The 25,358-nt window shown below is 57.4% G+C and carries 18 protein-coding genes, 3 tRNA genes and 1 pseudogene; 17 read left to right on the top strand and 5 right to left on the bottom strand.

The window, feature by feature from the left end; all coding sequences use genetic code 11:
• Positions 1-75 precede the first annotated feature (75 nt).
• From OZX64_RS07320 to OZX64_RS07310, 3 genes are read left to right on the top strand one after another with little or no spacing between them, the layout of a single operon-like run.
• Positions 76-1,998 carry an FHA domain-containing protein gene (locus OZX64_RS07320; RefSeq protein ID WP_277172369.1) on the top strand — a complete coding sequence of 641 codons (1,923 nt, stop codon included), beginning with the start codon at positions 76-78 and terminating at the stop codon, positions 1,996-1,998.
• Entirely contained in the window at positions 1,995-5,612 is a 3,618-nt protein-coding gene (locus OZX64_RS07315) for a helicase (protein ID WP_277156923.1), read from the top strand. Before OZX64_RS07320 ends, OZX64_RS07315 begins: the two co-directional genes overlap by 4 nt.
• Positions 5,612-5,818, top strand: coding sequence for a hypothetical protein (locus tag OZX64_RS07310; protein ID WP_277172367.1), 207 nt, complete (start codon positions 5,612-5,614; stop codon positions 5,816-5,818). Before OZX64_RS07315 ends, OZX64_RS07310 begins: the two co-directional genes overlap by 1 nt.
• A 329-nt stretch (positions 5,819-6,147) precedes the next feature.
• Here the strand turns inward: OZX64_RS07310 and OZX64_RS07305 are convergent, their stop codons facing one another.
• The 3 genes from OZX64_RS07305 to OZX64_RS07295 form a co-directional block, all read right to left on the bottom strand.
• Positions 6,148-6,972: an SAF domain-containing protein gene (locus tag OZX64_RS07305; RefSeq protein ID WP_277172365.1), complete on the bottom strand. Its 825-nt coding sequence runs from the start codon at positions 6,970-6,972 to the stop codon at positions 6,148-6,150.
• Positions 6,973-7,245: 273 nt separating this feature from the next.
• Positions 7,246-7,449 (bottom strand): FmdB family zinc ribbon protein, encoded by a 204-nt coding sequence (locus OZX64_RS07300; protein WP_277175018.1) that lies wholly within the window; start codon positions 7,447-7,449, stop codon positions 7,246-7,248.
• A 324-nt stretch (positions 7,450-7,773) separates the two neighbouring features.
• Positions 7,774-8,595 carry a 5-formyltetrahydrofolate cyclo-ligase gene (locus OZX64_RS07295; RefSeq protein WP_277172363.1) on the bottom strand — a complete coding sequence of 274 codons (822 nt, stop codon included), beginning with the start codon at positions 8,593-8,595 and terminating at the stop codon, positions 7,774-7,776.
• Positions 8,596-8,732: 137 nt separating this feature from the next.
• Between OZX64_RS07295 and OZX64_RS07290 the strand changes: the two genes are divergently transcribed.
• The 13 genes from OZX64_RS07290 to OZX64_RS07230 all read left to right on the top strand — a co-directional run bounded on the left by OZX64_RS07290 (position 8,733) and on the right by OZX64_RS07230 (position 20,897).
• Positions 8,733-9,323 (top strand): GNAT family protein, encoded by a 591-nt coding sequence (locus OZX64_RS07290; protein ID WP_277175017.1) that lies wholly within the window; start codon positions 8,733-8,735, stop codon positions 9,321-9,323.
• A 145-nt stretch (positions 9,324-9,468) separates the two neighbouring features.
• Positions 9,469-11,022: a hypothetical protein gene (locus OZX64_RS07285; protein ID WP_277172361.1), complete on the top strand. Its 1,554-nt coding sequence runs from the start codon at positions 9,469-9,471 to the stop codon at positions 11,020-11,022.
• 378 nt (positions 11,023-11,400) lie between these two features.
• The gene (gene groES / locus OZX64_RS07280) at positions 11,401-11,694 is read left to right on the top strand and encodes a co-chaperone GroES (RefSeq protein ID WP_277156931.1); all 294 of its coding nucleotides are present in this window, start codon (positions 11,401-11,403) and stop codon (positions 11,692-11,694) included.
• A 276-nt stretch (positions 11,695-11,970) separates the two neighbouring features.
• Positions 11,971-13,053: a histidinol-phosphate transaminase gene (locus tag OZX64_RS07275; RefSeq protein WP_277172359.1), complete on the top strand. Its 1,083-nt coding sequence runs from the start codon at positions 11,971-11,973 to the stop codon at positions 13,051-13,053.
• Positions 13,054-13,246: 193 nt separating this feature from the next.
• A tRNA-Tyr gene (locus OZX64_RS07270) sits at positions 13,247-13,328 on the top strand.
• 1 nt (position 13,329) lies between these two features.
• Positions 13,330-13,401: transfer RNA gene (locus OZX64_RS07265), tRNA-Thr, on the top strand.
• A gap of 4 nt (positions 13,402-13,405) precedes the next feature.
• Positions 13,406-13,479, top strand: a tRNA-Met gene (locus tag OZX64_RS07260).
• A 49-nt stretch (positions 13,480-13,528) separates the two neighbouring features.
• Positions 13,529-13,699, top strand: coding sequence for a 50S ribosomal protein L33 (rpmG, locus tag OZX64_RS07255; protein WP_277156933.1), 171 nt, complete (start codon positions 13,529-13,531; stop codon positions 13,697-13,699).
• Positions 13,700-13,796: 97 nt separating this feature from the next.
• Entirely contained in the window at positions 13,797-15,263 is a 1,467-nt protein-coding gene (locus tag OZX64_RS07250; protein WP_277175015.1) for an FAD-binding protein, read from the top strand.
• Between the two features lie 286 nt (positions 15,264-15,549).
• A complete protein-coding gene (locus OZX64_RS07245; RefSeq protein WP_277172356.1) occupies positions 15,550-17,088 on the top strand; it encodes an amino acid permease in 1,539 nt (512 codons plus the stop codon).
• 92 nt (positions 17,089-17,180) lie between these two features.
• Positions 17,181-18,740 (top strand): amino acid permease, encoded by a 1,560-nt coding sequence (locus tag OZX64_RS07240; RefSeq protein ID WP_277172354.1) that lies wholly within the window; start codon positions 17,181-17,183, stop codon positions 18,738-18,740.
• A 258-nt stretch (positions 18,741-18,998) separates the two neighbouring features.
• Positions 18,999-19,322, top strand: a complete 324-nt coding sequence (fdxA, locus tag OZX64_RS07235; RefSeq protein ID WP_277156935.1) for a ferredoxin — start codon at positions 18,999-19,001, stop codon at positions 19,320-19,322.
• 162 nt (positions 19,323-19,484) lie between these two features.
• Positions 19,485-20,897 (top strand): aminotransferase class I/II-fold pyridoxal phosphate-dependent enzyme, encoded by a 1,413-nt coding sequence (locus tag OZX64_RS07230; RefSeq protein WP_277172352.1) that lies wholly within the window; start codon positions 19,485-19,487, stop codon positions 20,895-20,897.
• 171 nt (positions 20,898-21,068) lie between these two features.
• Here OZX64_RS07230 and OZX64_RS07225 read toward each other — a convergent pair whose 3' ends face one another.
• Positions 21,069-22,052: a hypothetical protein gene (locus OZX64_RS07225; protein WP_277172350.1), complete on the bottom strand. Its 984-nt coding sequence runs from the start codon at positions 22,050-22,052 to the stop codon at positions 21,069-21,071.
• A 326-nt stretch (positions 22,053-22,378) separates the two neighbouring features.
• On the opposite strand from OZX64_RS07225, the gene OZX64_RS07220 reads away from it, so the two are divergent.
• Entirely contained in the window at positions 22,379-23,365 is a 987-nt protein-coding gene (locus OZX64_RS07220) for a type II CAAX endopeptidase family protein (protein WP_277172348.1), read from the top strand.
• 679 nt (positions 23,366-24,044) lie between these two features.
• On the opposite strand, the pseudogene dinB reads toward OZX64_RS07220, so the two are convergent.
• Positions 24,045-25,211 (bottom strand): annotated as a pseudogene (gene dinB / locus OZX64_RS07215) (DNA polymerase IV); the annotation flags it as partial.
• Between the last annotated feature and the right edge of the window lie 147 nt (positions 25,212-25,358).

Genomic DNA, 25,358 nt, shown 5'->3' with positions numbered 1-25,358 from the left:
CTCGTGCGTGAGTGTTGTCAATATCTGTCATTTTCCTTCTTGGTTTCAAGATAAATATGACAGAATGGCATTAGCATGAATATGGTGTATAGGGGAGGCCGCAAGGTGTCTGATCCGCGAACGACAAAACATTGGGTCATCAAGGTCAATGGCTCTACAAAAGTCGATGTCGGTCCCGGCGAAAACGTTGAGATCGGCCGAAGGCCTTTGCGTCCGCTTGCCGATGACGGACATCGTCGTTTGGAGATCGACGACGATACGCGTTCGATGTCGAAGCGCCATGCGGTATTCACCGTTGCGGCCAATGGCGGGGCGTCGCTCACCGACTTGAGCTCGACCAACGGAACATACGTGGTCGATGAAAAGGGGCTGCGTCCGTTGACCCCGAATCAGGATTTCATCCTTCCCGATTCGCCGATGAGATTACAGTTCGGTGATGTTCCTGTTGATTTTGTGCGTGTCGAGGTGGATGAAAGCCCCGAGGACGACAACCAGGTTACCGATTTGTTCGACTATGCCGCAAGTGACGGGGGAAGCGCCGATGTCGAACCCGACCTCAATGAAATGTCCGTTGACGACATTCTGAACCTACGCGCGGGGGAGCCGACCACGGCTTTCAGCGCTGCGGATGTGGCCGATCGTATCGAGGCTTCGTCTAATGCGGACACCGACGGTAACGCCGATGCCCAAAACGCGAATGGACATACGGCGAACGAAAACAGTGCAAACGCAGAAGAGCCTGCAGACGAAGCCGCACCGTCGGACGAGTCCGGAATAAATCAAAAGCCCGGAGATTCGCCGATCGAGCATACCATCGATGAGATTTCATTGAACGTGATGACACCCGAGCCGCAGGTCGAGGACGCGAAGGCGCGTGACTTGTTTAAAGATGCCATGACCAGCGCTGCCGACGATCAGGCCGAAGAGTCCGCGAAGTCCGCCGATGCCGGCAAAACGGCTTCACAACCGGCAGCAAACGATACCGCGGCTCCTGCTGAAAGCATCTCGTCGCCAGACGGATCCCAGGCACGACGGGTTTCTTTGCCCTCTCGCCGAAATGACGGACAAAGCCTACTGAAGGCTTCTGGTGCACAACAACCGACGGCAACGCAGTTGCAACCCAATGTGAACGGCGGCGCTATAGACGCCTCTTCGGTGCAACAGGGGCAGGCCGCTCGTCTGCAATCGCAGCAGGTTGCGTCGCCACAGCAGGTCAACCGGTTCGACGCAGGTATTCCCGAGTCCCAAATCACCGCGCAACGGCCGGCTGGCGGTTACGTCGATGGTGGCGCAGATAGCGCTTCCGATCGTCAGGACAGTCTCGGTGTCGGCGGCACTAACGACTTCAACGGCAATACCGGCAGCGATGAGGCCAACCGCAACGGAACCGTTTACGCAGGCAGGGCGGAACGACGGACAGGCAATGGTGTGAACTCGGTATCCGAGCAGGCTCCAGTCGGTCAGGGCAACCCGATATTCGCCATGGATGAACGTCCTCGTCGCAGCGACGGTGGCGGCGCTCGTCCGCGGTTGGATTTCAGCGCCTCGCAGCATTCGCAAAACGATTCGGCCGAGAGCAAGACCGCCGAGAAACGCAATAAGTTCATGCCTCCGGTGAGGGAAGCCACCGATTCTCCAAGGATTTCCACGAATGCCGATGATGGCACGTTCAATGCGCAACAAGGCTTCAAGCCGACCTTCGAACCCGGTTCGGTTTTCGAAAAGGTGTCGAATGGCGAATTCGACCAGCCGCAGCCCGAGGTCGAAGTGGGAGATATGAGTTCACTGGAAGCCAAGACGACCACGGACTTTTCGCGCCAGTTCGAAATGGCGAAGCAACCTGAGCTTCTGCCGTTTCTTGCGATGAATCCTTCGCTGTATGACGATTTGTATGCATGGCTTTCGGCAGTGGGCAACGATGATGTCGACGCCGCGCTTTCACAAAATTCAGGATATATCGAATATCGTAACGAGGTTGGGGAGGGACGTAGACAATGAGCGAAACGAACCAGACAATGAACGGCATCCAGCGGATGCGCAAATGGTATGACAGCTACCGCAACGGGCTCATGCCTTCGCCTTTGGAAGACGTCGGACAGCTCACTGCGCAGCTCGATCTGACCCACGCCCATCCTTCCGGCATCGCCCAGCTTTTCGCCAGCGGGCATACCACCCTTGATTCCATGTTCCGTGACGCCGGAATGTTGCGGGCGGCCGGACGCAGGCTCGAACGCGTTCTCGATGACAAGGCCGTAAAAACGCGGTCCGCCGGGGTCGCCGAGCTTTCTCTGGTGGTCGGAGTGGCTACGTGGAAGGGCAATTCGGTTCCTGTTCTTCTCTATCCGGTTGAGGTGCGCCGCAAGCCGGGTGGCCGCGAGACCGATGCCGTCATCCGTTTCACCGGTCACGTCAGCATGAATCCTGCATTCACGACGGCCATGCACGATCAGCGCCTCGATATTGATGAAGTTGCTCTTTTCGATGGCAGGAACTATGCCAGCGGCACTCCTGATACTTCTTCCGTGTTCAGCGCCATCACCGATGAAATCAAACCGATGATTGCGGATTTCGACATCGAGCGCAATATCATCCTGGGCTGCTTCATGGATCCTGCCACCAAGATGCTTGCCGAAAGCCGTCATATCATCGATGCTCTGGCCGGCAAGCCAAGCGGCAACACCGCTCTTGACGCGTTGGCCGGCAACGCTGACGCCATCAGCGCTTTGAAGGACACCAGACTTCCGAGTTTCAGCCCCTTTGATGCCGATCCCCATAGCGAGCATGAAGCCGGGGATGTCGACAATGTTGTGCGTTATGCCGCGAATATGGCGGCACAGGGTCATTCGCTGTTTGTCGACGTTGCATCTGGCAACGATACGGCGCAGATATCCGCGGCCGTTGCCTCCCGCTGCATCAGTGCCGGCAGAACCGTGTTGTACGTGCCGGCAGTGGCGGGGCAGAAGAAGCGTTTCGTCCACGAAATGGAAACCTGCCATATGGGTGGCCGAGTGGTCGATATGGCTGATTCCCAAGCGGCGTCGCAAATCGATAAGGAATTGATCGCGGCCGTTGGATTCAAGCCGGGTGCCGCCGTCGCCCGATTCGACCAAGTTTCCGATGAACTCGTCGGAGTGCGCTCGCGTCTTACCCGTTATCTCGGAGATTTGCACGGGGTGAGCAGTCGGTGGGGCGTCTCCGCCTACCAGACCATTCAAAATCTCGCCAGCATTTCCGCGATGCCGACTCATCCGGCCACGCATGTCCGTCTTTCCAATGAAACCGCAAGAGCCATCGCCCCACACATGGACGAATGGATCAAGAAGCTTCGCAAGGCCGGCGAATACGGTGAATTTACCGTCGGCCCGCAGACCACCGCTTGGTATGGAGCCTCGCTTTTTACGCAAAGCGAGGCGGTAAACGCCTACCAGAAGGTTGAGAACCTGCTTCAACGTCTTCTTCCCGCCACGCGTGACCAGGTGGCGTCCGTCGCTGAAACCTGCGGTTTCCCGGTGCCGTCGACAGCTCAGGAATGGGGTCGTCAGGTCACGGTTTTGAAGAACCTGCGTCGCGTGCTCGACGTTTTCCAACCCAGGATTTTCGAGCGTGACATCGACTCGATGATCGAGGCAAGCAAGCCCAAGGCCCAGCGTAAGGCCGAGGGGACGAGCATGGGCTTCTGGGAACGTCGCCGCCATGTCAAAGAAGCCAAGAGCCTGCTTCGGGCCGGTTCCCAGGTGGAAGACCTGCACGAGGCTTTGCAGGTTGTCGATAAGCAATCGCAACAGTGGCATGACATCGTGCCTCATGGCGGTTGGCCCGTGCTTCCCGCAAAGTTGGATACGATAGTGGAAACGCAGGAAGCGCTGATGCGTGACATTACGGCGCTCGACACCGTACTGGCCACCACGGTCGAGGGCGGCGACCTGCAAAGCGTTGACTTGGCCAGGCTTGAGACCAGGCTCAAGGCTCTCTATTCCGATCGCAATGCGCTGGATACCTTGCCGGGGCGTGCCAGCCTTGAACGCGATTTCCATTCCATGGGACTTGATGCGTTGATTGAAGACATGCGCAACCGTCGCGTGTCCGTGGACGCCGTGGAAGGGGAGCTTCAGCTGTCTTGGTGGACGACGGTCTTTGAGGATATCGTGCGTTCTTCGGCGATTATCTCCAACCAGGACGGTTCTGCCTTGCAATCCGCGGCCGATCGGTTCGTGCAGGTCGATGTCGACCACGTCAACTCCGTGGGTCCCATGCTTGATCAGGAAGCCATGCGTCACCTCTGCGACATGCTGTTTTCGCACACGCAGGAGGCCAACCAGCTGCACACGTTGCTGGCCAGTAACAGGCATGTGCCGTTGAGCCGTATCGCCCATGAATACTCGCAGATTCTTGCGGCGGCGAAGCCGGTCATCATGGCCACTCCGTTCACGCTTGCCGTGTTGAGCGGCCCGGAACCTTTGGCCGACGTGGCCATCATCGATGCTGCCTCCCACCTTCCTTCCCTTGAGTTGCTGAGCATCTTGAGCCGTGCCAGGCGTGTTGTGGTCATCGCCCATCAATCCACCATCACCTCTGAATCGATGAATGCTCTGGTCGCCTTGTTGCCGAAGGTCACGCTCGAAACACGGCCGGTATGCCGCGATCCGCGTCTTTCGTTGTTCCTTTCTGCTCAAGGCTATGGTGGCGCCCGCAGGGATGTGGCCACGGAATCGATGCAGGGCAGGGTGCGTTTCCACAGGATCGAGGCCAACGGCGTGCCCGTGCTCGCCACGGGATTGGTGGAAAGCAGCCAGCAGGAAATCGATGAGGTCATTGCCGTGATCAAGCAGCGTGCCGGGGCCTTTACCGTGGTGCCGACCGGCTATCTGCTTGCGGTGGTCACTCTGACTCCGGTTTTCCGCACGCGGCTTGGCGCTGAACTGAAGTCGCTGTCGCTGAAGGATGAAGCCATGGGGCGTTTCCTTCGTCACGTACGTCTGGTCGATCTCGATGAGGCGGCCGGGGTGCGTGCCACTGATGTCATCCTTTCGCTGTGCTTCGCCAAGACGTCGCATGGCCGTCTGCTCCAACAGTTTGGAACCTTGGAAGGCGAGGGGGGCGGCGGCAAGCTGCTCGATGCCCTTGCTCTGGCCAATCGCAATGTCGACATCATTTCGGCATTCGGCTCCGAAGACATGGAAGACGACCGTCTCCATCAGCCAGGTCCAAAGCTGTTGAAGGTCATGCTCAAGTGGGCCGAGGGCCTGGGCAAGGAAGTGGTGCGTCCCTCGATGTCTCTTAAGGGCGACAACGTTCTGTTCAACGATTTGGCCGACCGCATTCGTGCACGTGGGCTCAAAGTCGCTGCCAATTACGGTTTCGATGGCGGTGCCTCCATTCCTTTGGTCGTCGGCCTGAAAGACAAGCCGTTCTCGCTGGCGGTGATGACCGATGACGCACATTTCATGGGCATCCAGTCAACCCGCAAGCGTCATCGTGTGCTGATGCAGGAATTGGCCACCCTGGGCTGGTCGGTGATGACGGTCTGGAGTGTGGCGGCATTCGTCAATCCGGACAAGGAAGTTGACCGGATTGTCAGTCGCATCAGCGATTTGTATCAAGAGGTCCGTTGATGGCGGCAGCGTATGATCCGAACCGTCGCTCGTCGCGTGTCCATCGGCGTGTGGTGCGCAAAGGCAGCGAACGTTTTGATGTCGACGGTGTCGAGCCTGATCCGTCAGATCGCCGTCCGAGGGGCAGCAAGCAGCAGGATGATGACAGTCGCATCCTGCGTGAGCTGCCCCCGCACTGGGGTATTTTCAGCGAGCGGAGCCAATAGCGCGACATTTACGGGATGATTATTTCAAGGGCGATGGTGATAGTCGGCCATCGTCCTTTTGCATCGTCCTGCAATCGTGTTTGTCCGGTGGATCTCTTGCATTGACGGCTCGCATGGACTGTCTGCTCATGCGCAATCGTACCGTTTCATTCCTGTTTCCTTCCTTGGACTCGGCCATCGTAAAATGTCTCATCGTAAGTTTCGTTGTGATGAATGCCTGTAGCCGATGTCGATGGTTTCTCGGTTCGTCGATGTTGCTTCGTCGATGTTGTGCTCCTATCGTTCGTTGATATCTGATAGCCCTGCCCTCTGTGGTTGATATTGTTGGGCTAGAGCCTAGCGGCCATAATGGGCATGCGTTCCTGCGCTGCCATGATCCGGGCGGCATCCTGCGGTGGCATGGCCAGCTGGGTGGTGACATTGCCGCCGTCATCGCGATGCGGGCTGCCAGTGACCGTTGCCTGGCTGGCCAGCATGCAGGTTTGCCCGTCCGACTGCGTTGGTGTCGCCGTATTTGGCATTCCCGAGTCGTCGTTGTCCGGGTTGCCTATGCTTGCGCCGCTGTTCGCTTTCCCTTCTGCCGATTCTCCGTTTTCCAGAGTGTTTCCGGTCGACGGATTGATCGGTGCCGTATCGGTTTCACTGTGCAGGCCTGCAGATGAGTGTTGATTGGATGGATCCGGCAAGGCGCCGCATCCGCCGCTGCCGACAAGCGACACTTTGTCACCGGCAATCAATGTCTGTGAGGACCCACTGATTTTGACGTCTATGGTGGTCAAACCGTGTCCGATCACCGGTGAGGCCCGTGCCATGGGGCGGGAGATGACGCTGCCGATTTCGATGTCCACTTGAGCTATGAGTCCTTGTACGTCGTCATCCGGGCCGAACACGTTTGCCAAAGCAGGGCTGTCGGCGATTTGTACGGTTTTGAGGTCATCGGCGCGGATGGTCTGCCCGCGTTTGATGGCACGGGTGGCGGTAACGGCGGTTTTAGTGGCAACGCTGCTGGAAATCGACTGCAAGGCAAAGAAAACGGCCAACCCGACACACAGTGCCGCGAGCACGGTACGCGTCTGACGCATGGTGCGCCGTTGCCTGAGCGTCGGTTGCTTTACGCTTAGACCTTGATGGTCTCCATGATGAAAAAGGTTCATGGTTCCATGATGGACCAGAACCTCAAATTACCGAGGCAAAAACGGGTACTGTGGTCGGATGATACGGCTTATCAACATTCGGGGCGTGTCGCGGTGGAGATCTAAAACGAGTTATCCACCTTATCGATCAATCGGAACTGCGGACCAAACCTTGATTCGTGCACATCATTGTTGACCCGGAACTCTTGATTGGCAGGCATAAAACACGAAACCGGCGCTCGCATCAAAACGAGCCCCGGCTTTCTCAGGGTTGCTCAACCAATCGAATAGCGCCTATTCCTTCGATGAAGACGACGAACCTCCCTTATCGGTGCGGTAGAAGCCGTGTCCCTTGAACTCGATGGGGACCGCCGAATAGACCTTGCGCACCTGCTCTTCGCCGCATTTGGGGCAAACGGTAATGGGATCGTCGGAGAATGACTGCTGCTCGGTGAAATCGTATCCACAGTTCTTGCAACGATAGTGATAAGTAGGCAACGGTCCCTCCACAAAGATAAATGCTTAACAATTCAACTGTTCATATCCTAGTCCCAGCCTTGACGCTCGTTCGTTTCCGGTGAAGTTGTGGCATCTTCCAGCAGGGAAGCGTTGCGTGAAGATCCGGGGTTTGGCAATTGGCCAAAGCATGATGAGGCGCCTACGAAGTGGTGCGATGCAGAGATAATCACATAATTCGAGCCGAAAACGTGATTATCTCTGTACTGACTAGCCTGATACAGTGATAATCACATTTTCGGGTCCGTTTTCGTGATTATCTCTGCATGAGAACGCTCCGACCAAAGCCCAACGCTTGTCGTTTTGTCAGATAGTAATGATTCGTCTATCCGTTATCACGGCATCCACCGCAATGTCATGAATCTCTCGAGGCACGGCGTCGTGGCGGTCGATGAATTCAAAATCCCAGCAAATCCCGATCTTCAGCGCGTCAGGGCGGCAAAGGCTGAGAACTCGGTCGTACCAACCACCGCCGCGTCCCAGCCGAGTGCCGTCGAGATCGATGGCGAAAGCCGGTATGAAGACGATTTTTGCGTCGGCAAGGGCTCGCGGCCCCAGAACCCTGCCGTCAGGTTCCGCCGGCCTCAACCCACCCGTTGCGGTGTGCGGCATCTCTCGTAGTGCGGATTCGCCGGCATACTCGCTCCATCCGATGTCGCGCCCTGTGCCGAGCCGTGGCACCAGTACTCGCAGCCGTCGCTTGACCAGTTGGTCCAGCAATCCAAGCGTCGGTATCTCCGTGCCCATCGAAATGTAAGCGGCAGCGGTGTCTCCGGGCTTCACGTCAAAGGCCGCGCCGTTGGCTTTGATATGGCAAAGAGCATTGGAACCGTTGGCATCGTTGACCTTTTCGATGCCGCTCGTCGAATCTTCGCTATCCGATTTATCCGATTCATCCGATCTACCTGGTCCATATGGTCTCTTTGACGCGTTTGATCCGTTTGGACTTGCCGGTCTGTTGAACCTGTTCGTTTCGTCCGACAGACCGCTCAAAAATGATGCGCCGAGTTCCCCCAGCCTCACGCCGACCTGCGCCCGTTCGGACTCGCCGACTTGCTTGCGCCTGACGATGGCCTTGCGCCGCATGCCCTGTTTCAACGTATCGATGCTTTCGGATTCGTTGCCCATGGTTTCATACTACGCGGCGGTTGTGCATCGATGATTGGCGATGTCCGGATAGGCAAGACTCGAATGGGTATGATAAACGTGTGTCAGTCTTTCGTTCGCTACGCAACGCGTTTGTCCCCAATCCCAACGCCATCACCATGCCGGTCGAGCTCGTGCCTCCCGAAGGCGCCATTCAGATTCGTCTGCGTCCGATGGTGGCGGAGGACGAGGCGGCGTGGAACGAAGCCAGACAACGCAACGCTGCCTGGCTTGCTCCCTGGGATTCCGACGATCCGATGCATGGACCCGCTTTGACGTTCAACACGTGGCTGCAACGGCAGCGTAGCGACGAAGCCTTTGGGGTCGGCGCGCTGTTCGTCATCGAATATCAGATGGACATCATCGGCCAGATTTCCGTGGGTGCCATCAGCTACGGATCGTCGCGTTGCGGCAATATCGGGTACTGGGTCGATCAGGGTCACGCCGGCCACGGCATCGCGCCATTGGCGGCGGCGATGTTGGCGGATTGGGCGATGTTCAGTCCAAACGGTCCGCGGCTTCATCGTTTGGAGATATCAATGCTGCCGGAAAACCGGCGTTCTCGCAGGGTGGCGCAGAAATTGCAGGCCCATCACGAGGGCACGCGCTTGAAAAGCATGTACATCCACCATCAATGGCGTGACCACGACGTCTATAGTCTGTTGGCGGAGGATGCGCCGCATGGTTTCACCCGACGACTGCTTGTATGACGCGTGCGAATTACACGGGTGTAAAAAGTCACTAACTCTCTCTATTCTTGAAACCATGGATTATGCGTGGGTGAGCGGTGTTGTTGTGCTGGTCATTCTCGTTATCCTGTTACTCGGCTGGCTTCCGCGGCGCACCGTGGATAGTATGAAAAAGGTGGTCGAGCATCGTGAGGACAAGTACTCGCCGTCGTTGCATCTGGTGGATGCCGAAAGCGGTACTCGTTTTAGTGATGAACGCCAGTCTTCGGCGAAAGGGATTGTCATGCAATCGGAGCGAAAAGGTATTGTCGCGAGTCCATCGGGGGCATCGGTTGCACGAACCGCGAAAGCCATGAAGGAACGTGCCAGAGTCGCGCGTATCCGTAGGCTTCGGCGTGAGGCGGCGCGCAGGCGTGCCATCGTTTCGGCGGCGTTGCTTCTCGTCACGATTGTGGTTCTCGCCGTTTCCTTCCCGTTGAAGTTCAGTCCGCTGTTTGCCTTGATTCCCGCGGTATTGCTCGCGGTGGTCGTGGCGTTGGGCGTGCGCACGGCCAATCATGCCAGGGCTTGGGAACGTGACCTCAAGGTGAAACGTGCCGCGCAAGCCAAGGCCGGTCAATCTCAGCGTGGCCGTTCTGCGGCCGTTGCCAATGGTCAGACGGCCAAAACCGACAACCGGGTTGCCAACGAAGATTCCATGAAACCCGTATCCAGTGATGAGCAGCCCACCGGACTGATGGCTGAGCAGGAAATCGCGAAGGCGGTCAAACAGACTCGGGCCGAAAAAGAACGTATTGAGAGCCGACGTTCCAAGTCGAAGGCCGAGTCCGTCCAAAGCGTCGCCGCTTCCGAATCGCGTACGAAGAACGAAGATACCGTCAAAGCCTCCAAGTCGACGGGCAAAGCCGCGAAAGGCGAGACCAAGTCCGACAACGCGATGAAGTCTTCCAAGGCCAAAAACCAATCGGCGGTTCAGACCGAATCGCCCTCGGTTTCCGTATGTCATTCGAAGCCGAAGGCGGCAGACGCCTCTGCGTCGGCAAAGAACACCGGCAAGACGTCTAAGCCTGCCAACCGTCGTCAAGATGATGCGGCCGCGAACGCTCACGCTTCCGGCAAGGCCGACTATCGCTCGAAGAAACAACAGGTCGAGCCGAGCGATGCCACCAATGAGCTGAAGCGGGTTCATCCGGCGCAGGCTTTGGATGTGGTCGATCTGGCTCCGAACCAGGATCTTATTTCGTTCTCGCTCGGTGCGCCACGCAATGGCGTGGACGTCAAAAGCGAAGAGCCGGAGAGTCTGGAAATCAAATCCACACGTCAGGTCGCCAAGGCTGAGGCGATGGAGAAAGGCTCGGCGGATAGCTCTTCGTCGGCGTCAAAGCAGGCCAAGGAATCGTCGGCTCAAGCCTCCGAGAACAAGCCAGACGGTTCAGCCAGGGCGCTTTCCGCTACCTCCGTATCTGAAACAGGTCACGCACAAGAGCAAGCGAGCAAGCTGATTTCCATGAAGAACCGCAAGCGGGCTCGGGCCGCGTCCAGGCGCGGGCACACGCTCGCCCAGCGCAATGGCAAGAAACAGGGAGAAAAGACGGGCTATACCAACGATCCTGAGAAGTTCCACGCCTCGGAAGTCTCTGCGGATACGGAAGCTCCTGCGAAATCTTCGGATTCTTTGGGAACCGGGTTGGAAAAGATTCTTGAACGCAGGAACGTCTGAGCGCCGGTATCGATCGGCGCGAGGAGTGGACTCGAGTGCCTTGTCTGCGTAGGCGCACAGGCTTCGTGGCTTGCTGATTGGTCGAATCGGTTGTTTGCCGGCCTGTGGGTTAACCTGCTCCGTACGGGTCTCTGGATTCCGTTTTCGTCGTTGGGCACGCATGGATTGCGGGATTATTCGCAGGAATTTCAACAGTATCGGGTCCAAATGTGAAGGTTTCACTGAGAGCGTTAGCACTCGGGTTGGCAGAGTGCTAATTTTCGCGCTACGATAGACAGGTAAGCGCAAAGGGACGGTGCCGAAAGTGATCGTCAGCCTCTGAAAGCGGTGTCCTCGCGCGAGAAATAACACTCTCACTTAAGAAAGAGGAGGTCCACAGTGTCGATCTCACTTACACCGTTGGAAGACAAGATTATCGTGAAGCAAGCCGAAGCGGAGACGCAGACGTCATCCGGTCTCTACATTCCGGACAACGCCAAGGAGAAGCCGCAGCAGGGCGAGATTCTGGCCGTCGGCCCGGGTCGTCGTGACGACAACGGCAAGCGCATCCCGATGGATGTCAAGGTCGGGGACAAGGTGCTCTATTCCAAGTATGGCGGCACCGAAGTGCACTACAAGGGTGAGGATTACCTCATCGTCGGTGCCCGCGACGTACTCGCGATCCTGAACTGATTGCCGCTTTCGCATACATTTCATACGATGCGCCCCAACCCTTCTGCGGTTGGGGCGCATCGTTGTTTGAACAGGGTTGTCGCATAGGGTGTGCCGGCAAGGGCGACAGCATGGCTTGGACGTCAACGGCCAAAGCTCCCTTTCGTTTGCCGGAAATGTTCTGATAGGCGGATGGCCGGGCCTCCGTTTTCGTGCAAGGTTTTGGATTCGTGGCATTCCGTCTTGAAATAAAACGTAAAATGTGCAATATCTCTTGTTGCGACTTACAATGCCGTTATGACTTTCAAACATCGTGCCATCGTCGATACCATTCCCGCCTACAAGCAAGGCAAGCCGGCTCCAGCGGTTTCGGGCCAGCGTTCGTTCAAGATCTCCAGCAACGAGAATCCTTATCCGCCGCTGCCCAGCGTCCAGAAGGCCATCGAAGACCAGGCGCTCGACCGTATCAACCGCTATCCGGATATGTCCGGCTGGCAGGTCGTCAGCAGGCTTGCCAAGGATTATGAGGTCGATCCCGCCGAAATCGTGCTCGGTTGCGGATCCACCGAGGTCATCACCCAGCTGGTCGACCTGCTGGCCGGTCCCGGTGACGAGGTGATTTATCCGTGGCGCAGCTTCGAGGCGTATCCGATCATCGTTTCCGGCGCGGGTGCGACGAGCGTCCAGATCGCCAACCGTCCCGACGGCGGCCACGATATCGACGCGATGATCGCCGCGATCAACAGCAAGACCCGCATGATCATCGTCAACAACCCGAACAACCCGACTTCCTCGTCGGTTTCCGACGCCGACGCGCGCCGCCTGATGAAGGCGGTTCCCAGCGACGTCATCGTGCTTTTCGACGAAGCCTATATCCACTTCAACACCGATCCGGACACCAGCGTGGCGATGAAGCTTTATCGCGAATATCCGAACATCGTTGTGGCGCATACGTTCTCCAAGGCCTATGGTCTGGCCGGGCTGCGTATCGGCTATGGCATCGCGGCACCGGACGTGGCCGCCGGCATGCGCAAGATGTCGATTCCGTTCGGCGTCACGCAGACCGCACAGGTCGCCGCCGTCGCCTCGCTTGAGGCCAAGGACGAGCTGATGGAACGCGTGCAGGCGCTGATCGGTGAACGTGGACGTATCGTGCGTGCGCTGCGCGGGCAGGGCTGGGACTTCCCGGAGCCGTACGCGAACTTCTTCTGGCTACCGCTTGGGTCCAAGACCGCCGAAGCCGAGGCTCGTTTCAAGGCTGCCGGTCTTTCAACCCGCGTCTTCGACGGCGAGGGCATCCGCATTTCCATCGGCGAGAAAGAGGCCAACGACAAGGTCATCGAAGTCTGCCAGACGCTGAAGGATGACGGCATCGCCTGAAAGAAGAACATAGTCTCAATAAATTATCCAAATGCGAAATAAGTGTCAAAATGCCGTCATTCCAACGTTTTGTTGGTGTGGCGGTATTGTTTTCGACACACTAGGCGTGTCGCGGGCTTGCATCAGTCTCCGGTTCATGGCATTATAGTCAAGTTGCCTGCTTCAAGGCTTTTAAAGTTGCGAAGTAAGTAATGGCGGATTTCCCAAGCGGTCAAAGGGAGCTGACTGTAAATCAGCCGCTGATAGCTTCAGTGGTTCGAATCCACTATCCGCCACGCCTCGATAGCTCAGTGGTAGAGCACTTCCTTGGTAAGGAAGAGGTCGTGAGTCCGATTCTCACCCGAGGCTCTCTGGCGGGATAGCTCAGCTGGCTAGAGCGTACGACTCATAATCGTAAGGTCAAGAGTTCGAGTCTCTTTCCCGCTACAAACTACCGACAGAAGTCGGTAAGAAACAACACGCAGAAGGTGAACCAATGGCAAGCAAAAGCGCCGCAGTCCGTCCGGGCATCACGCTGGCATGCACGGTGTGCAAGGAGCGTAACTACATTACGACCAAGAACCGTCGCAATACCCCAGATCGTCTCGAGCTGAAGAAGTTCTGCTCTCGTTGTGGCAAAGAAACTGTGCATCGCGAGACTCGTTGAGTTTTAGCGGTATTCAAGCCTGACTTCGGTCGGGCTTTTTTTATATTTATGCTGGAAATATTGATAGCAGACACAACGAAAGATGGATGACCACATCATGATTACGCAGGCGGATTCGCCACGAGCAGCGAAAGCGACGACACCGACGCTGGCGCAACTGACCACCATAGGTGTCGGCGGAGCGGTCGATCGGTTCGTCGAACCCCGGAGCGAAGAAGCGTTTATCACCGCCGTGCGCGGTGCCGATATGGCGCATTTGCCATTGCTGGTCATCGGAGGCGGATCGAATCTTTTGGTTGCGGATGCTCCGTTCCACGGTGTTGTGGTGCGCGATGCGCGACGGGGAATTTCGGTATCGGAGGATAAAGCCGAAATCAGGGCGTCGTTCGATGGTGGCGCAAGGGGCGATACGATAAGCGATACGGCAAACGATACGAAAGCCCAGACGGATCATCAAGCGGATACCGACACCAGTCCAAACGTCGCTGCGACCGCCGAGGGTGACGCTGATGCGAATATGGACGCACAGGCAGATGCCGTTGTCATCGTGGCGCAGGCCGGCGTGAGCTGGGACGATTTCGTCGCTTTCTGCGTCTCCTCTGGTTTTTCGGGTGTGGAAGGACTGTCTGGCGTGCCGGGAACCGTTGGAGCTTCGGTCGTGCAGAATATTGGAGCCTACGGTCAGGAAGTCGCTTCGGTGGTGTCTTCGGTTCGGGTCTTTGATCGCAAGAGCGACAGCGTGTGTCGGCTTGAGCGTGAAGACATGCGTTTCGGTTACCGCAGCTCAGCCTTGAAATCCAGCATGTACGTTGCTCCGGCGACCCCTGCCGGCGACTATTTCCCGACACCTCGCTACGCGGTGCTTGACGTGACATTCGTGTTGCGTCGAAGCAGTACCGGCGAAGTGGCGTTCGGCCAGCTGGCCAAGGCACTTGGCGTGGAAACAGGGAAGCGGATGTCGATTGCCTTGATTCGCAACGCCGTGCTGAAAATCCGTGCCGCCAAAGGCATGCTGGAGGATTCGGGCCGATATGCCTCGCCTTGGATGTGTGGCTGCAGGGATGAGCGTAACGTCAACGAAGCCATGGAAGCGACCGAAGCGATGAATGCTTCACATGGCAACGATGTTCCGGGCCAGCAGGAATTCGACCAAGCCCATGGCTTCCAAAGGGACAGCGCTGACGGCGGAGTTCAGCGCCAGCCCGATTTCAATCGTCACAGCTGCGGCAGCTTCTTCATGAATCCGATTCTTGAACCCGCGCAGGCGGTTCATCTACCTGCCGATGCTCCGCGCTTTGATGCGATTCTGCCAGACGGCCAACCCGGCGTCAAGACTTCGGCCGCATGGCTTATCGATCATGCCGGTTTCCATAAGGGATTCAAGGTGCGGCGCGACGCCTGTGCCGGGCTTTCCACCCTCCATACCCTCGCTCTGACCAATCGTGGGGGAGCGAGTGCGGAAGATATCGCCGAGCTTGCGCGCACCATTCAGGATGGTGTCGAAGCGGCCTATGGCATTCGTCTGGTGCCCGAGCCGGTTGTGGTGGGCATGGATCTGCGGTAAAAAAGGATGTCCGCGGATCTGCGGTTTTCGAAAATCGTTGGCGATTGAGATTTTCAAAAGGCGATCAAGCTTGTTCTATGCTTGGCAGCCCCGTCAATGAGATTCCGGGAATCCATGGTTATCAGTCAATTCTCGTTGCTGTGCCTAGACGCAGGGAGAAAACGTGTCTGTTGGGACTGCCAATAAAAATGTTCACGATACGGATGGAATGACTATCTCGTGATTTCTTGCCCTTATGCTTTCCGTTGATGCTATTGCATTGCTGTCTGTGCAAGAGGGGGAGACAATGAATCTGTTGAGAACGAAATCGGTGGAGCAGACGCTTGCCGAAACCGCCACAGGCGATCGCAAGTTGGTTCGCAATTTGGGTGCATGGGATCTGGCGGTCATGGGTGTGGCCGTCGCCGTCGGCGCAGGCATCTTCTCCGTGGGAGCCCAAGCCATCGCCTATCACGCCGGCCCGGCCGCCATCATCAGTTTCCTGATTGCCGGCATCATCTGCGCGGCGGCGGTGATGTGCTATGCGGAGTTCGCGTCGATGATTCCCGCGGCCGGCTCGGCCTACACGTTCACCTACACCACGGTCGGCGAGCTGATGGCGTGGGTCATCGGCTGGGACCTCATCCTCGAGATGCTGATGGCCAGTTCGGTCATTGCGAAGTACTGGAGTGTCTACCTCAACGACTTCCTGCATCTGATAGGTGTCAATTCCAGTACAGAGCTGCATTTCGGCGGCTTCACGTTTGATTGGGCGCCGCTGATCGTCGTCGCGTTCTTTACGGTCCTTCTGGTGCTGGGCACGAAGATCGGCGCGCGTGTGGACGGCGCGTTCACGATTCTGAAGATCGGTATCGTCGTCTTCGTCGTGGTTGTCGGCTTCTTCTATGTGAAGGCCTCCAACTACACGCCGTTTGTTCCGCCGTCCCAGCCCGCGGGCTCGGTGCCCGGAGCGGCTTCGCAGGGCGTCATGACCCAGCCGCTTTTCCAGTGGGTCATCGGCCAGCAGCCGACCATCTACGGCATCTCCGGCATCATTTCCGGCGCGGCTCTGGTCTTCTTCGCCTTCATCGGCTTCGACGCGGTCGCCACCGTCAGCGAGGAGACCAAGAACCCGGCTCGCAATGTCCCGCTCGGCCTGGGGATCGGCATGCTGCTGGTCATCGTCATGTACGTGCTCGTCTCGATCGTGACGGCCGGCATGGTCTCCTACAAGGACCTGGCGAAAGCCAAGGACCCGTCGCTGGCCACCGGCTTCGAGCTGGTCGGCGCGACCTGGGCCGCCAAGATCATCTCGTTCGCCATTGTGCTCGGCCTGACCACCGTGGTCATGGTGATGCTGCTGTCCCTGACCCGCGTGGTCTTCGCGATGAGCCGTGACGGCCTGCTGCCACGCGGCTTCTCCAAGGTCGGCAAGCACGGCACCCCCGCCAAGCTGCAGGTCGTCGCCAGTGTCGTGGTGGCCCTCGTGGCCGCCTGCTCCGACATCGGCGTGCTTTCCGACATGATCAACATCGGCACGCTTTCGGCCTTCACCTTGGTCGCCATCTCCGTGCCGATCATGCGCAAGAAGCGCCCCGACCTACATCGTTCGTTCAAGATTCCCGGCAACCCCTGGCTGCCCATCCTGATCGCCGTCGCCAACCTCTGGCTGATGGTGAACCTCTCCGTGCTCACTTGGATCCGTTTCGTGGTCTGGCTCTTGGTCGGCTTCTGCATCTACTTCGGCTATTCGTACCGTCATTCGCGTTTGGGCACCGGAGAGCTGGATGCCGATGTCAAGAAGGTCATGGACGAAAAGGCGGCTGCCAAGGACCGTGCAAAATAGCAACGCGGTGGTGGCTTGCGTTTATCCTGTTGAGGTAGACAAAACGATTCGTCGATCGAGTTGAAGGTCGGCTAAAAAGGAGACGTACCGAAATGAAGCTGTTCAGGACGAAATCGGTGGAACAGGCGCTTGCCGAAACCGCCACGGGCGATCGCAAACTCGTTCGCAGCCTTGGCGCTTGGGATCTGGCGATTATGGGTGTGGCCGTCGCCGTCGGCGCGGGCATCTTCTCCATCGGCGCGCAGGCGTCTGCCTATCACGCGGGTCCGGCCGCGATCCTGAGCTTCCTGATCGCCGGCATCATTTGCGGGGCCGCGGTGATGTGCTATGCGGAGTTCGCGTCGATGATTCCTGCGGCCGGCTCGGCCTATACGTTCACGTATACGACGGTCGGTGAGATCGTCGCGTGGATTATCGGCTGGGATCTCATCCTCGAGATGCTGTTTGCCGGCTCTGTGGTCGCCAAATATTGGAGCGTCTATCTCAACGATTTTCTGCGTCTCATGGGTTTCCGCACTAGTACGGAGCTTCATTTCGGCGGGTTCACGTTTGATTGGGCGCCGCTGATCGTCATTACGTTCTTTACAGTGTTGCTGGTACTCGGCACCAAGATCGGCGCGCGCGTGGATGGTGCGTTCACGATTCTGAAGATCGGCATTGTCGTTTTCGTGGTGGTCGTCGGATTCTTCTATGTCAAGGCATCGAATTTCACCCCGTTCATCCCGCCGAGCGAACCTGCCAGCAAAGTGTTGGGGCCGTCGTCTGGCGGGGTGATGACCCAACCGCTTTTCCAGTGGCTCACCGGCCAGCAGCCCACTGTCTACGGCGTTTCCGGCATCGTTTCCGGCGCGGCTCTGGTCTTCTTCTCGTTCCTCGGTTTCGACGTGGTGGCCACCGCAAGCGAGGAGGCCAAGGACCCGAAGCGCAACGTGCCTTTGGGCATCGGCATGGGTATGGTGATGGTCGTCATCATGTATATGCTCGTCGCCATCGTCACCACCGGCATGGTCTCCTACAAGGATCTAGCCCGCGCCAAAGATCCGTCGTTGGCCACCGGCTTCGAGCTGGCGGGTGCCACTTGGGCCGCCAAGATCATTTCCTTCGCCATCGTCATTGGGCTTACCACCGTGGTCATGGTGCTGTTGCTCGGCCTGACCCGCGTCATCTTCGCGATGAGCCGTGACGGCCTGCTGCCGCGCGGGCTTTCCAAGGTCGGCAAGCACGGTACCCCGGCCAGGCTGCAGATCGCCGTCGGTGTGCTTTTCGCCATCGTCGCGTCCTCGTTCGATGTCTCCATCCTGGCGGACATGGTCAATATCGGCACGCTTTCGGCGTTCACACTGGTCGCGATTTCCATCCCGATCATGCGCAAGAAGCGTCCCGACCTGCCGCGCGCCTTCAAAATCCCCGGTAATCCATGGGTGCCGATTCTCATCGCCGTGGCCAACCTTTGGCTGATGATCAATCTGTCAGTGTTGACGTGGATTCGTTTCTTGGTCTGGCTGCTGATCGGTTTCTGCATCTACTTCGGCTATTCCTACCGTCACTCGTTGCTGGGTCGTGGCAAACTCGACGAAGCCGTCAAAGAGGCCGAAGAGACCAAGACCGAGGCCGGCATCGTCGAGACGGATACCGAGATCCGCCGCGCCTAGCGGACCGTATTTTTCGGTGTCGTGAGATGCTGGGGCAGGTCTGGCCTGAATCCGTCGCTTGCCGTACCTGCGTTGCCGTTGTGTTCCGTAGGTGCGGCATTGCACTGAAGCGGAATGGCCCTAGCTATTGTTGCCTGTAGTGTTCTTGGTAGGTTTCCGTGGCAGCGATGAGTAGAAAGTTTGGTCTTCGCGTAGGGCTGTGCCGTCGTTGCGTCCACGTAACCTTAAGACAGTTTAGGTTGTAAGGAGGCCTCCTCGATGGCTTATGTAATTGCTCAGCCCTGCATCGATGTCAAGGACAAAGCGTGCGTGGACGAATGCCCGGTCGACTGCATCTACGAGGGCGATCGTACGCTCTATATCAACCCCAATGAGTGCGTGGACTGCGGTGCCTGCGAGCCCGTATGTCCCACCGAGGCCATCTTCTACGAGGATGACGTGCCCGAGGAATGGGCGTGGTACAAGGACGCCGCGGTCACCTATTTCAACGATCTCGGTGATTTGGGCGGTGCCCAGGCCGCTGGCCCGTCTGGCAAGGACGAAGCCCGCATCGCCGCGCTTCCCCCGCAGAACCAGGACTGATTGTTTCTTTTCAGACCGTCGAACTTCGCTTTTTGCTATGGAGTTCGGCGGTTTTGTATTGTACGAGCACATACAGCGAAATGACGGCTGTTGTTCGGCGTCAACGCCGGTATCATCGATACAGTAGTTTTTATGGTTGAGTTGACGCGAAAGGCGACGGCAATGGGTTTTTACAGGTTTGATTCTCCCTACGATTGGAATCGCGTCGCGCCGTATAAAAAGATCGCGGCGCAGGCCGACGGCGGCATGATTGACCTTTCCGTTGGTTCGCCGGTTGATCCCGTGCCTGCGAGCGTGCAGCGGGCGCTCGCCGATGGTGCTGATGCGCCCAACGCCCACGGTTATCCGACCGTTGTGGGGACTGATGCCTTGCGCGAAGCCGTGCAGGAGTGGTTCCGGGCGAATCGTAGTGTCGATTTCGGAGCGATCGACGCCGATTTCGTGCCCACCGTCGGATCCAAGGAAGCCGTCGCGCTCATGGCCTCGCTGCTGCATTTCGGGCCGGGCGACGTCATCGTGCAGCCCGCCGTTTCCTATCCGACTTACGATATCGGCACCCAACTGGCCGGTGCCAAGACTTACAAGGCCGCCGATATCGCCGATGTGGACTCGTGGCGTTCCATTCCCGGTGTCAAGGCTGTCTGGGTCAATTCACCCTGCAACCCGACCGGCGAGGTGCTCTCGGCCGAGGAATTGCACGGCATCGTCGCCGCCGCCCGCGAGATCGGCGCCGTGGTCCTTTCCGACGAGTGCTACGGCCTGCTCACGTGGGCAGGGGGTACTGGCGGCGGCGATTGCCTGCCGAAAAGCCGCAAGAGTATCGGCCGGGCCGATGACCAGACGGATGCGAGTCAAGAAGACCTCTGTGCTGTATCAAGCGACAGTTCTCAAGCGGTTTCGCAGGAGCAGACAGCAGATCCGGCCGTTTGTGCGGAATCGACTGGTTTGCAAACGGCCTGCGCTGGAAAACGGCGGATACCTGGCGTTGCCGGTACCGTTCATAAGTCGGCCGATACGCAGACGTCGTCCGGTGCAAGCAGACTCGTCGGAACCATGACGGCAGATGAACCCTCGCCTGCTCCCTGCATGCTGCAGCCCGACGTTTGCGACGGCAGCGCCGAAGGCATCCTCGTGCTGTACTCGCTGAGCAAGCAGTCCAATATGGCCGGCTATCGCACCGCGCTCATCGCCGGTGACCCCGAGCTTGTCCGGCCGATGGTCGTCTACCGCAAGCAGATCGGTGAGATTATTCCCGGCCCGGTCCAGGCTGCGATGGCTGTGGCGTTGCACGATACCGATGCGGTTCGTACCCAGCACGTCCGCTATTGTCAGCGTCTTCATCAGTTGGTTGACGGCCTGCGTGCCGCCGGTTACGATGCGCATATGCCCCAAGGAGCGCTCTATGTCTGGGTGCGTGCGAAGTCCGGTGACTGCTGGCAGGATATGGATGCGCTCGCGCATCTCGGTATCGTCGCCAGCCCTGGGGAGTTCTACGGCGACCCCACCCACCTGCGCTTATCTGCCACCGCCTCGGACGTCACCATCGCCGAGACTGTCGCTCGCCTGAGCCGCTGAACGACTATCTTCGAAGCTGGTTCGCTCGTTCCTGCCGGTCGGTCTGTTCCTAAGTTGCGATGAAAATCAGCGTTTTGCCTTCCGAATCTTGATTTTCATCGCATGTTCGATTGAACATGCGAGCATAATCAGCGTTTACGCTTTGATTCGTTGATTTTCATCGCAACTTCATTATTGGTGGCCGGATAATCGCATACGTGATATTCCTGCTGCGGTCAGTTTCTTTACTAATGGGACGCGCTGCAGGGCTTCTTTAAAATCGATTCTGACAATTTGCCGGATAGGGGTTTTGGCGAGCAAGAGGTTCTCCCTCTCCTTCTCTGCATGAACGACTTGGCGAATGGTGTGTTGGCCTGTCATCGTCGGATTCGTGTATTTGTCTATGCCGTCGAATTCAATTGCCACTAATCCATTGCCTGGCGGGTGATATAGCATGTCCACTCGGTATGTTCGTATTTTGCCGTCGGTACCAGGAATTTGAAACTCGTATTGAAGTTGAGGTTTGCCGAATCCTTCTTCGATCATGATGCCTCGGCATAGTGATTCTCCTCCATTCTCGCTTAAGGAATCGGCGTATCGGAGTAATCGTGCGACTTTGCTACTTGCCTGATGCGATTGCTCACCGATACGTCGTATGTCATCGGCGGCGACCAGATGCTTTCTCAGTGCCGAATCAAACATCGGCAATACCTCATGGAATTGATATCGTGTAGCACAGTCGCAAAGTGCTTCTGATACAGAAGTTATGGATAGATTGGATTTCCGGGATTGTAAAAGATCTTGCTTATGAATGTACTGGATACCCTTTGGCGAAAACGCGCCAGAGGATTTATCGGTGGCAACGAAAACTTTGTCGTCGTTGTGCAGCCAGTAAGGATGTTCCACTCCGCACGCGCTGATTACGCTTATGCCGGCAAAGACCCACTCCGGATGCCAGTTGTGTAGCCCTCTGATTGTCCAAAGATAGCGTTCATTGGGATCAAGGCTTTGCCAAATGACAGTTCTGGCATAGAGACCGTGCCGCACTCGGGTCACTTCGCCGGATTTGGTCAGTTTGCTGAGCGTCTGCTGTTCACAGTGGTTCGTCGTGTGAAAGCAGCGGCGTTGTGACTCTGCTTTGCTTAGGCTGGTCTGCAGTCGTGGATTGATTTTCATATTGTTACGATACGGTGTCTTATAGGGGTGATGTCAACTGTATCGAGGTCATGTGGTCGGATGATAGCCTCTTTCGCCATTGCCCGGGCGTTTTGTGGACAAAGTATGACATGTGCTTGCTGAATGTGCCTAACCTTGTGGATAAAGGGTTTGGATTTTTTATCATGACAAGAGGTTGCGGACTTGCGATGAAAATCAGCATTGTGGTTCAGGAATCTTGATTTTGCTCGCATGCTCAGTTGAACTTGCGATGAAAATCAAGGAAAGACCTATAGAATCTTGATTTTCATCGCACCAGCTTCAACGCGTTTACTATTCTATTGAATATGCACAAGTACTATGGGCTGCGTAATGACGATTTGTTGACTGACGATCATCCAGAGCGGCTGCATGCCGCAAACAACGCATTCGTCGAGCCGCGCAGACTGAATCCGTTGCTGCGTGGCATCGTGTTCCTCGCCATATTTTTCGTGGCCATGGTGGTTATTGCTATGGTGCTGATGGGAACATATGCCGCTGCCACTGGTGCCAGCGTCGGCGCATTGTCGCAGCAGGACGTGCATTCGCCGATGACGCTGTTGGAGATGCTGAGCGAGATGATCGCGGCCATAGTGGGGTATGTGGTCGTTGTCCGTTTCATGGAACGTCGCCGCCATCCGCTTGAGTTGCGCGCTTCACGCTGGCACGGCCTGTTTGTTGGCTTTGCCATCGGTCTCGCGGCAATCGCCGTATGCCTTGCCGTCCTTTTCATCACCGGCAATTACCGCGTGATTGGCTTCAACGCCCATTACAATCCGTGGATTGATATTCTGGCTATGGGTGTGTGCGCCGGCGTCGCAGAAGAGATCATCATGCGTGGCATGCTGCTGCGTCTATTCGAGGAGTGGCTTGGTTCTTGGGGAGCCGTGGTCGTCTCCGCTCTGGTGTTCGGACTGATGCACGTGGCCAATCAGGACGGCACCATGTGGGGCGGCGTTGCTATCGCCATCGAAGATGGCATTCTGGCTGCGGCACTTTACTTTGTCACGCGTTCGCTTTGGGTGTGCATCGGCGAGCACATCATGTGGAACATTGCCGAAGGACCGATCTTCGGCTCGATCGTTTCCGGCAACGGCAAGCAGGATTCGTGGCTGATACCACAATGGTCCGGTTCAGACATCATGACCGGCGGCAAGTTCGGCCTCGAAGCCAGTGTTGTCCCGGTGGTGCTCATGGGTGTCGCGGGCGTTGCGCTTCTGATTTACGCCCAGCGCAAGGAGTTGTTGGCCAGGCCGTCGTGGGTGCGTAAGCGCAAGCTTAGCCAAGAACGTTAAAGCGGATTAGGCACTCTGTAAATCTGCTTTCCAACGCGACTGTACGGATGGCTTGCGTTGAAAAGCAGAGAATCAACGCCTTGAATCTGCTTTTCAACGCGGTTAGACAATGGGACACGTTAAAAAGCAGATTTACCTCCCTGTTTTTCTGCTTTTCAACGCAGGTGCTGTCATTCCGGGCAAAAGAAAATGATGTTGCGAATGTGATGGAAGTCGTGGATGCAGTAAAGTGCTATGGCTCAGGCTTGCTGTTGTTGGCGATTTGCTTGGCCTTCCAGTCGCCGTGTTCGAGGCCGAGGGTGGCCGCGCCGGTTCCGTAGCGTTCACGCACGGCATCGAGCACGGTTTCGGCGTTGCGAATCCGTTCGTTGCGATTGCCGCGGTTTACGCCTGGGTTTTGAGCATGACGCGTGTCTTTCTTGTCGCGTTTGCCGCGAAGATTGGCGCTTGGCGTATCTGAAGGATTGCCAAACGCATGACGCGTATTGTCGGTTTCCATGGATTCACCGGTATGGTTGTCGCGCTGGTTGTCGCGCTGGTTGTCGCGCTGGTTGTCGCGCTGTGAGGCGGATTCGTCGTGTGCGTTTTCATTCGCACCAGCGGTGTCGCTGTGTGCCGACGTGACACGGTCGTGGCCGTTGCCGTCTTCACTGCCAGGTTCGACGTCGTCCGTCGGATTGTCATTTAGTATGTCATCGAAGCTTAGCTGCACCGGCGTGGAATCCTTGGCGCTCAGTGAACTGGCGCTCACCCCGGCCAGCCGGATTTCGCGCGGTAGGGCAGTGTCGTCCGAGGCGTCGGCCGGCATCTTGAGCATGGCTTTGAGCAACGCCACGGATTCGGGGTACATTGCCGCCGCGGTGTCGATGGGCCGTTCGAGCGTGTGCGCCTTGGTGGAATAGCTCATGTCGGCGAACCGCAGTTTCACGGTCACCGTCCGCGCGACGAGCCCTTTGGAACGCAACGTGTGCGTCACTTCGTTGCTGCAATGGTGTAAAAGCTCGCGTACCTGCGAGGCGTCGCGCGTGTCCTGTTCAAACGTGATTTCCGCACCGATGGACTTTTCCGGTGCGTGAGTGACGATAGGACGTTCGTCCTGCCCGCGGGCCGCGAGATAGAGGTTGTGCGCGGTGATTTTCGAATGTGTCACCTGCAACATTGCCGATTCGTCCATTTTGGCGAGGTCGGCGACGGTTTTGACGCCCCATTCGTTGAGCCGTTTTTCAAGCGATGGCCCGATGCCGGGTATGCCACGCAACGGCATCATCTGCACGAACTGCGCATGCCGTGCCTTGGGTATGAGCAGCATTCCGTCCGGCTTGGCGTTGGTCGAGGCCATTTTCGCCACCAGTTTGTTGGCCGCGATACCTACTGAACACGTGATATGGAATCGCGCCGCGACCTGTGCCCGGATCCACGCCCCGATGACGCTCGGCGACTTCCAGCGCAGCAGCGCACTTGAAACGTCCATATAGCCTTCATCGACGGAGACCTGCTCGATCTGGTCGGTGACCTGCCGGAACACGCTGTCGAAGATTTCTTTTGATTTTCCGCGGTAATAAGGCATGTCGACGTTGACGTATTCGCCGTGGGGGCAAAGCTGCCGGGCCCGCACCATCGGCATCGCCGAGTTGACCCCGTATTTTCGTGCCTCGTAATTGGCGGCCGACACCACGCTTCGCGGCCCCGACCAACCGATGATGACCGGCTTTCCGCTCAGTTCCGGATGCCGCGCGATTTCCAGCGAAGCATAGAAGGCGTCCATATCGATATGCAGCACCGTGCAACCGGTCTCGTCGTGACCCCAGTCGCGTTTCGCGGCGGCGTTCCTTGGTGCTGTGCTCATGCTCCCATTGTAATGGCGAACCGGCACGGTTCTTTCCCGCTGTGAAATCCGGAATTCGTTGGAGTCTTGAAGGATGGCCGCCGACGATTGCCTGAGTGGGTTGGGCGACGTGAGGTGGGCGTCGAATCGGGATTTGCTTAGTTTGCC

It is taken from the genome of Bifidobacterium sp. ESL0704, from assembly GCF_029392075.1.
Classification (GTDB): Bacteria; Actinomycetota; Actinomycetes; order Actinomycetales; family Bifidobacteriaceae; genus Bifidobacterium.
This window is presented reverse-complemented; position numbering and strand designations above follow the sequence as displayed.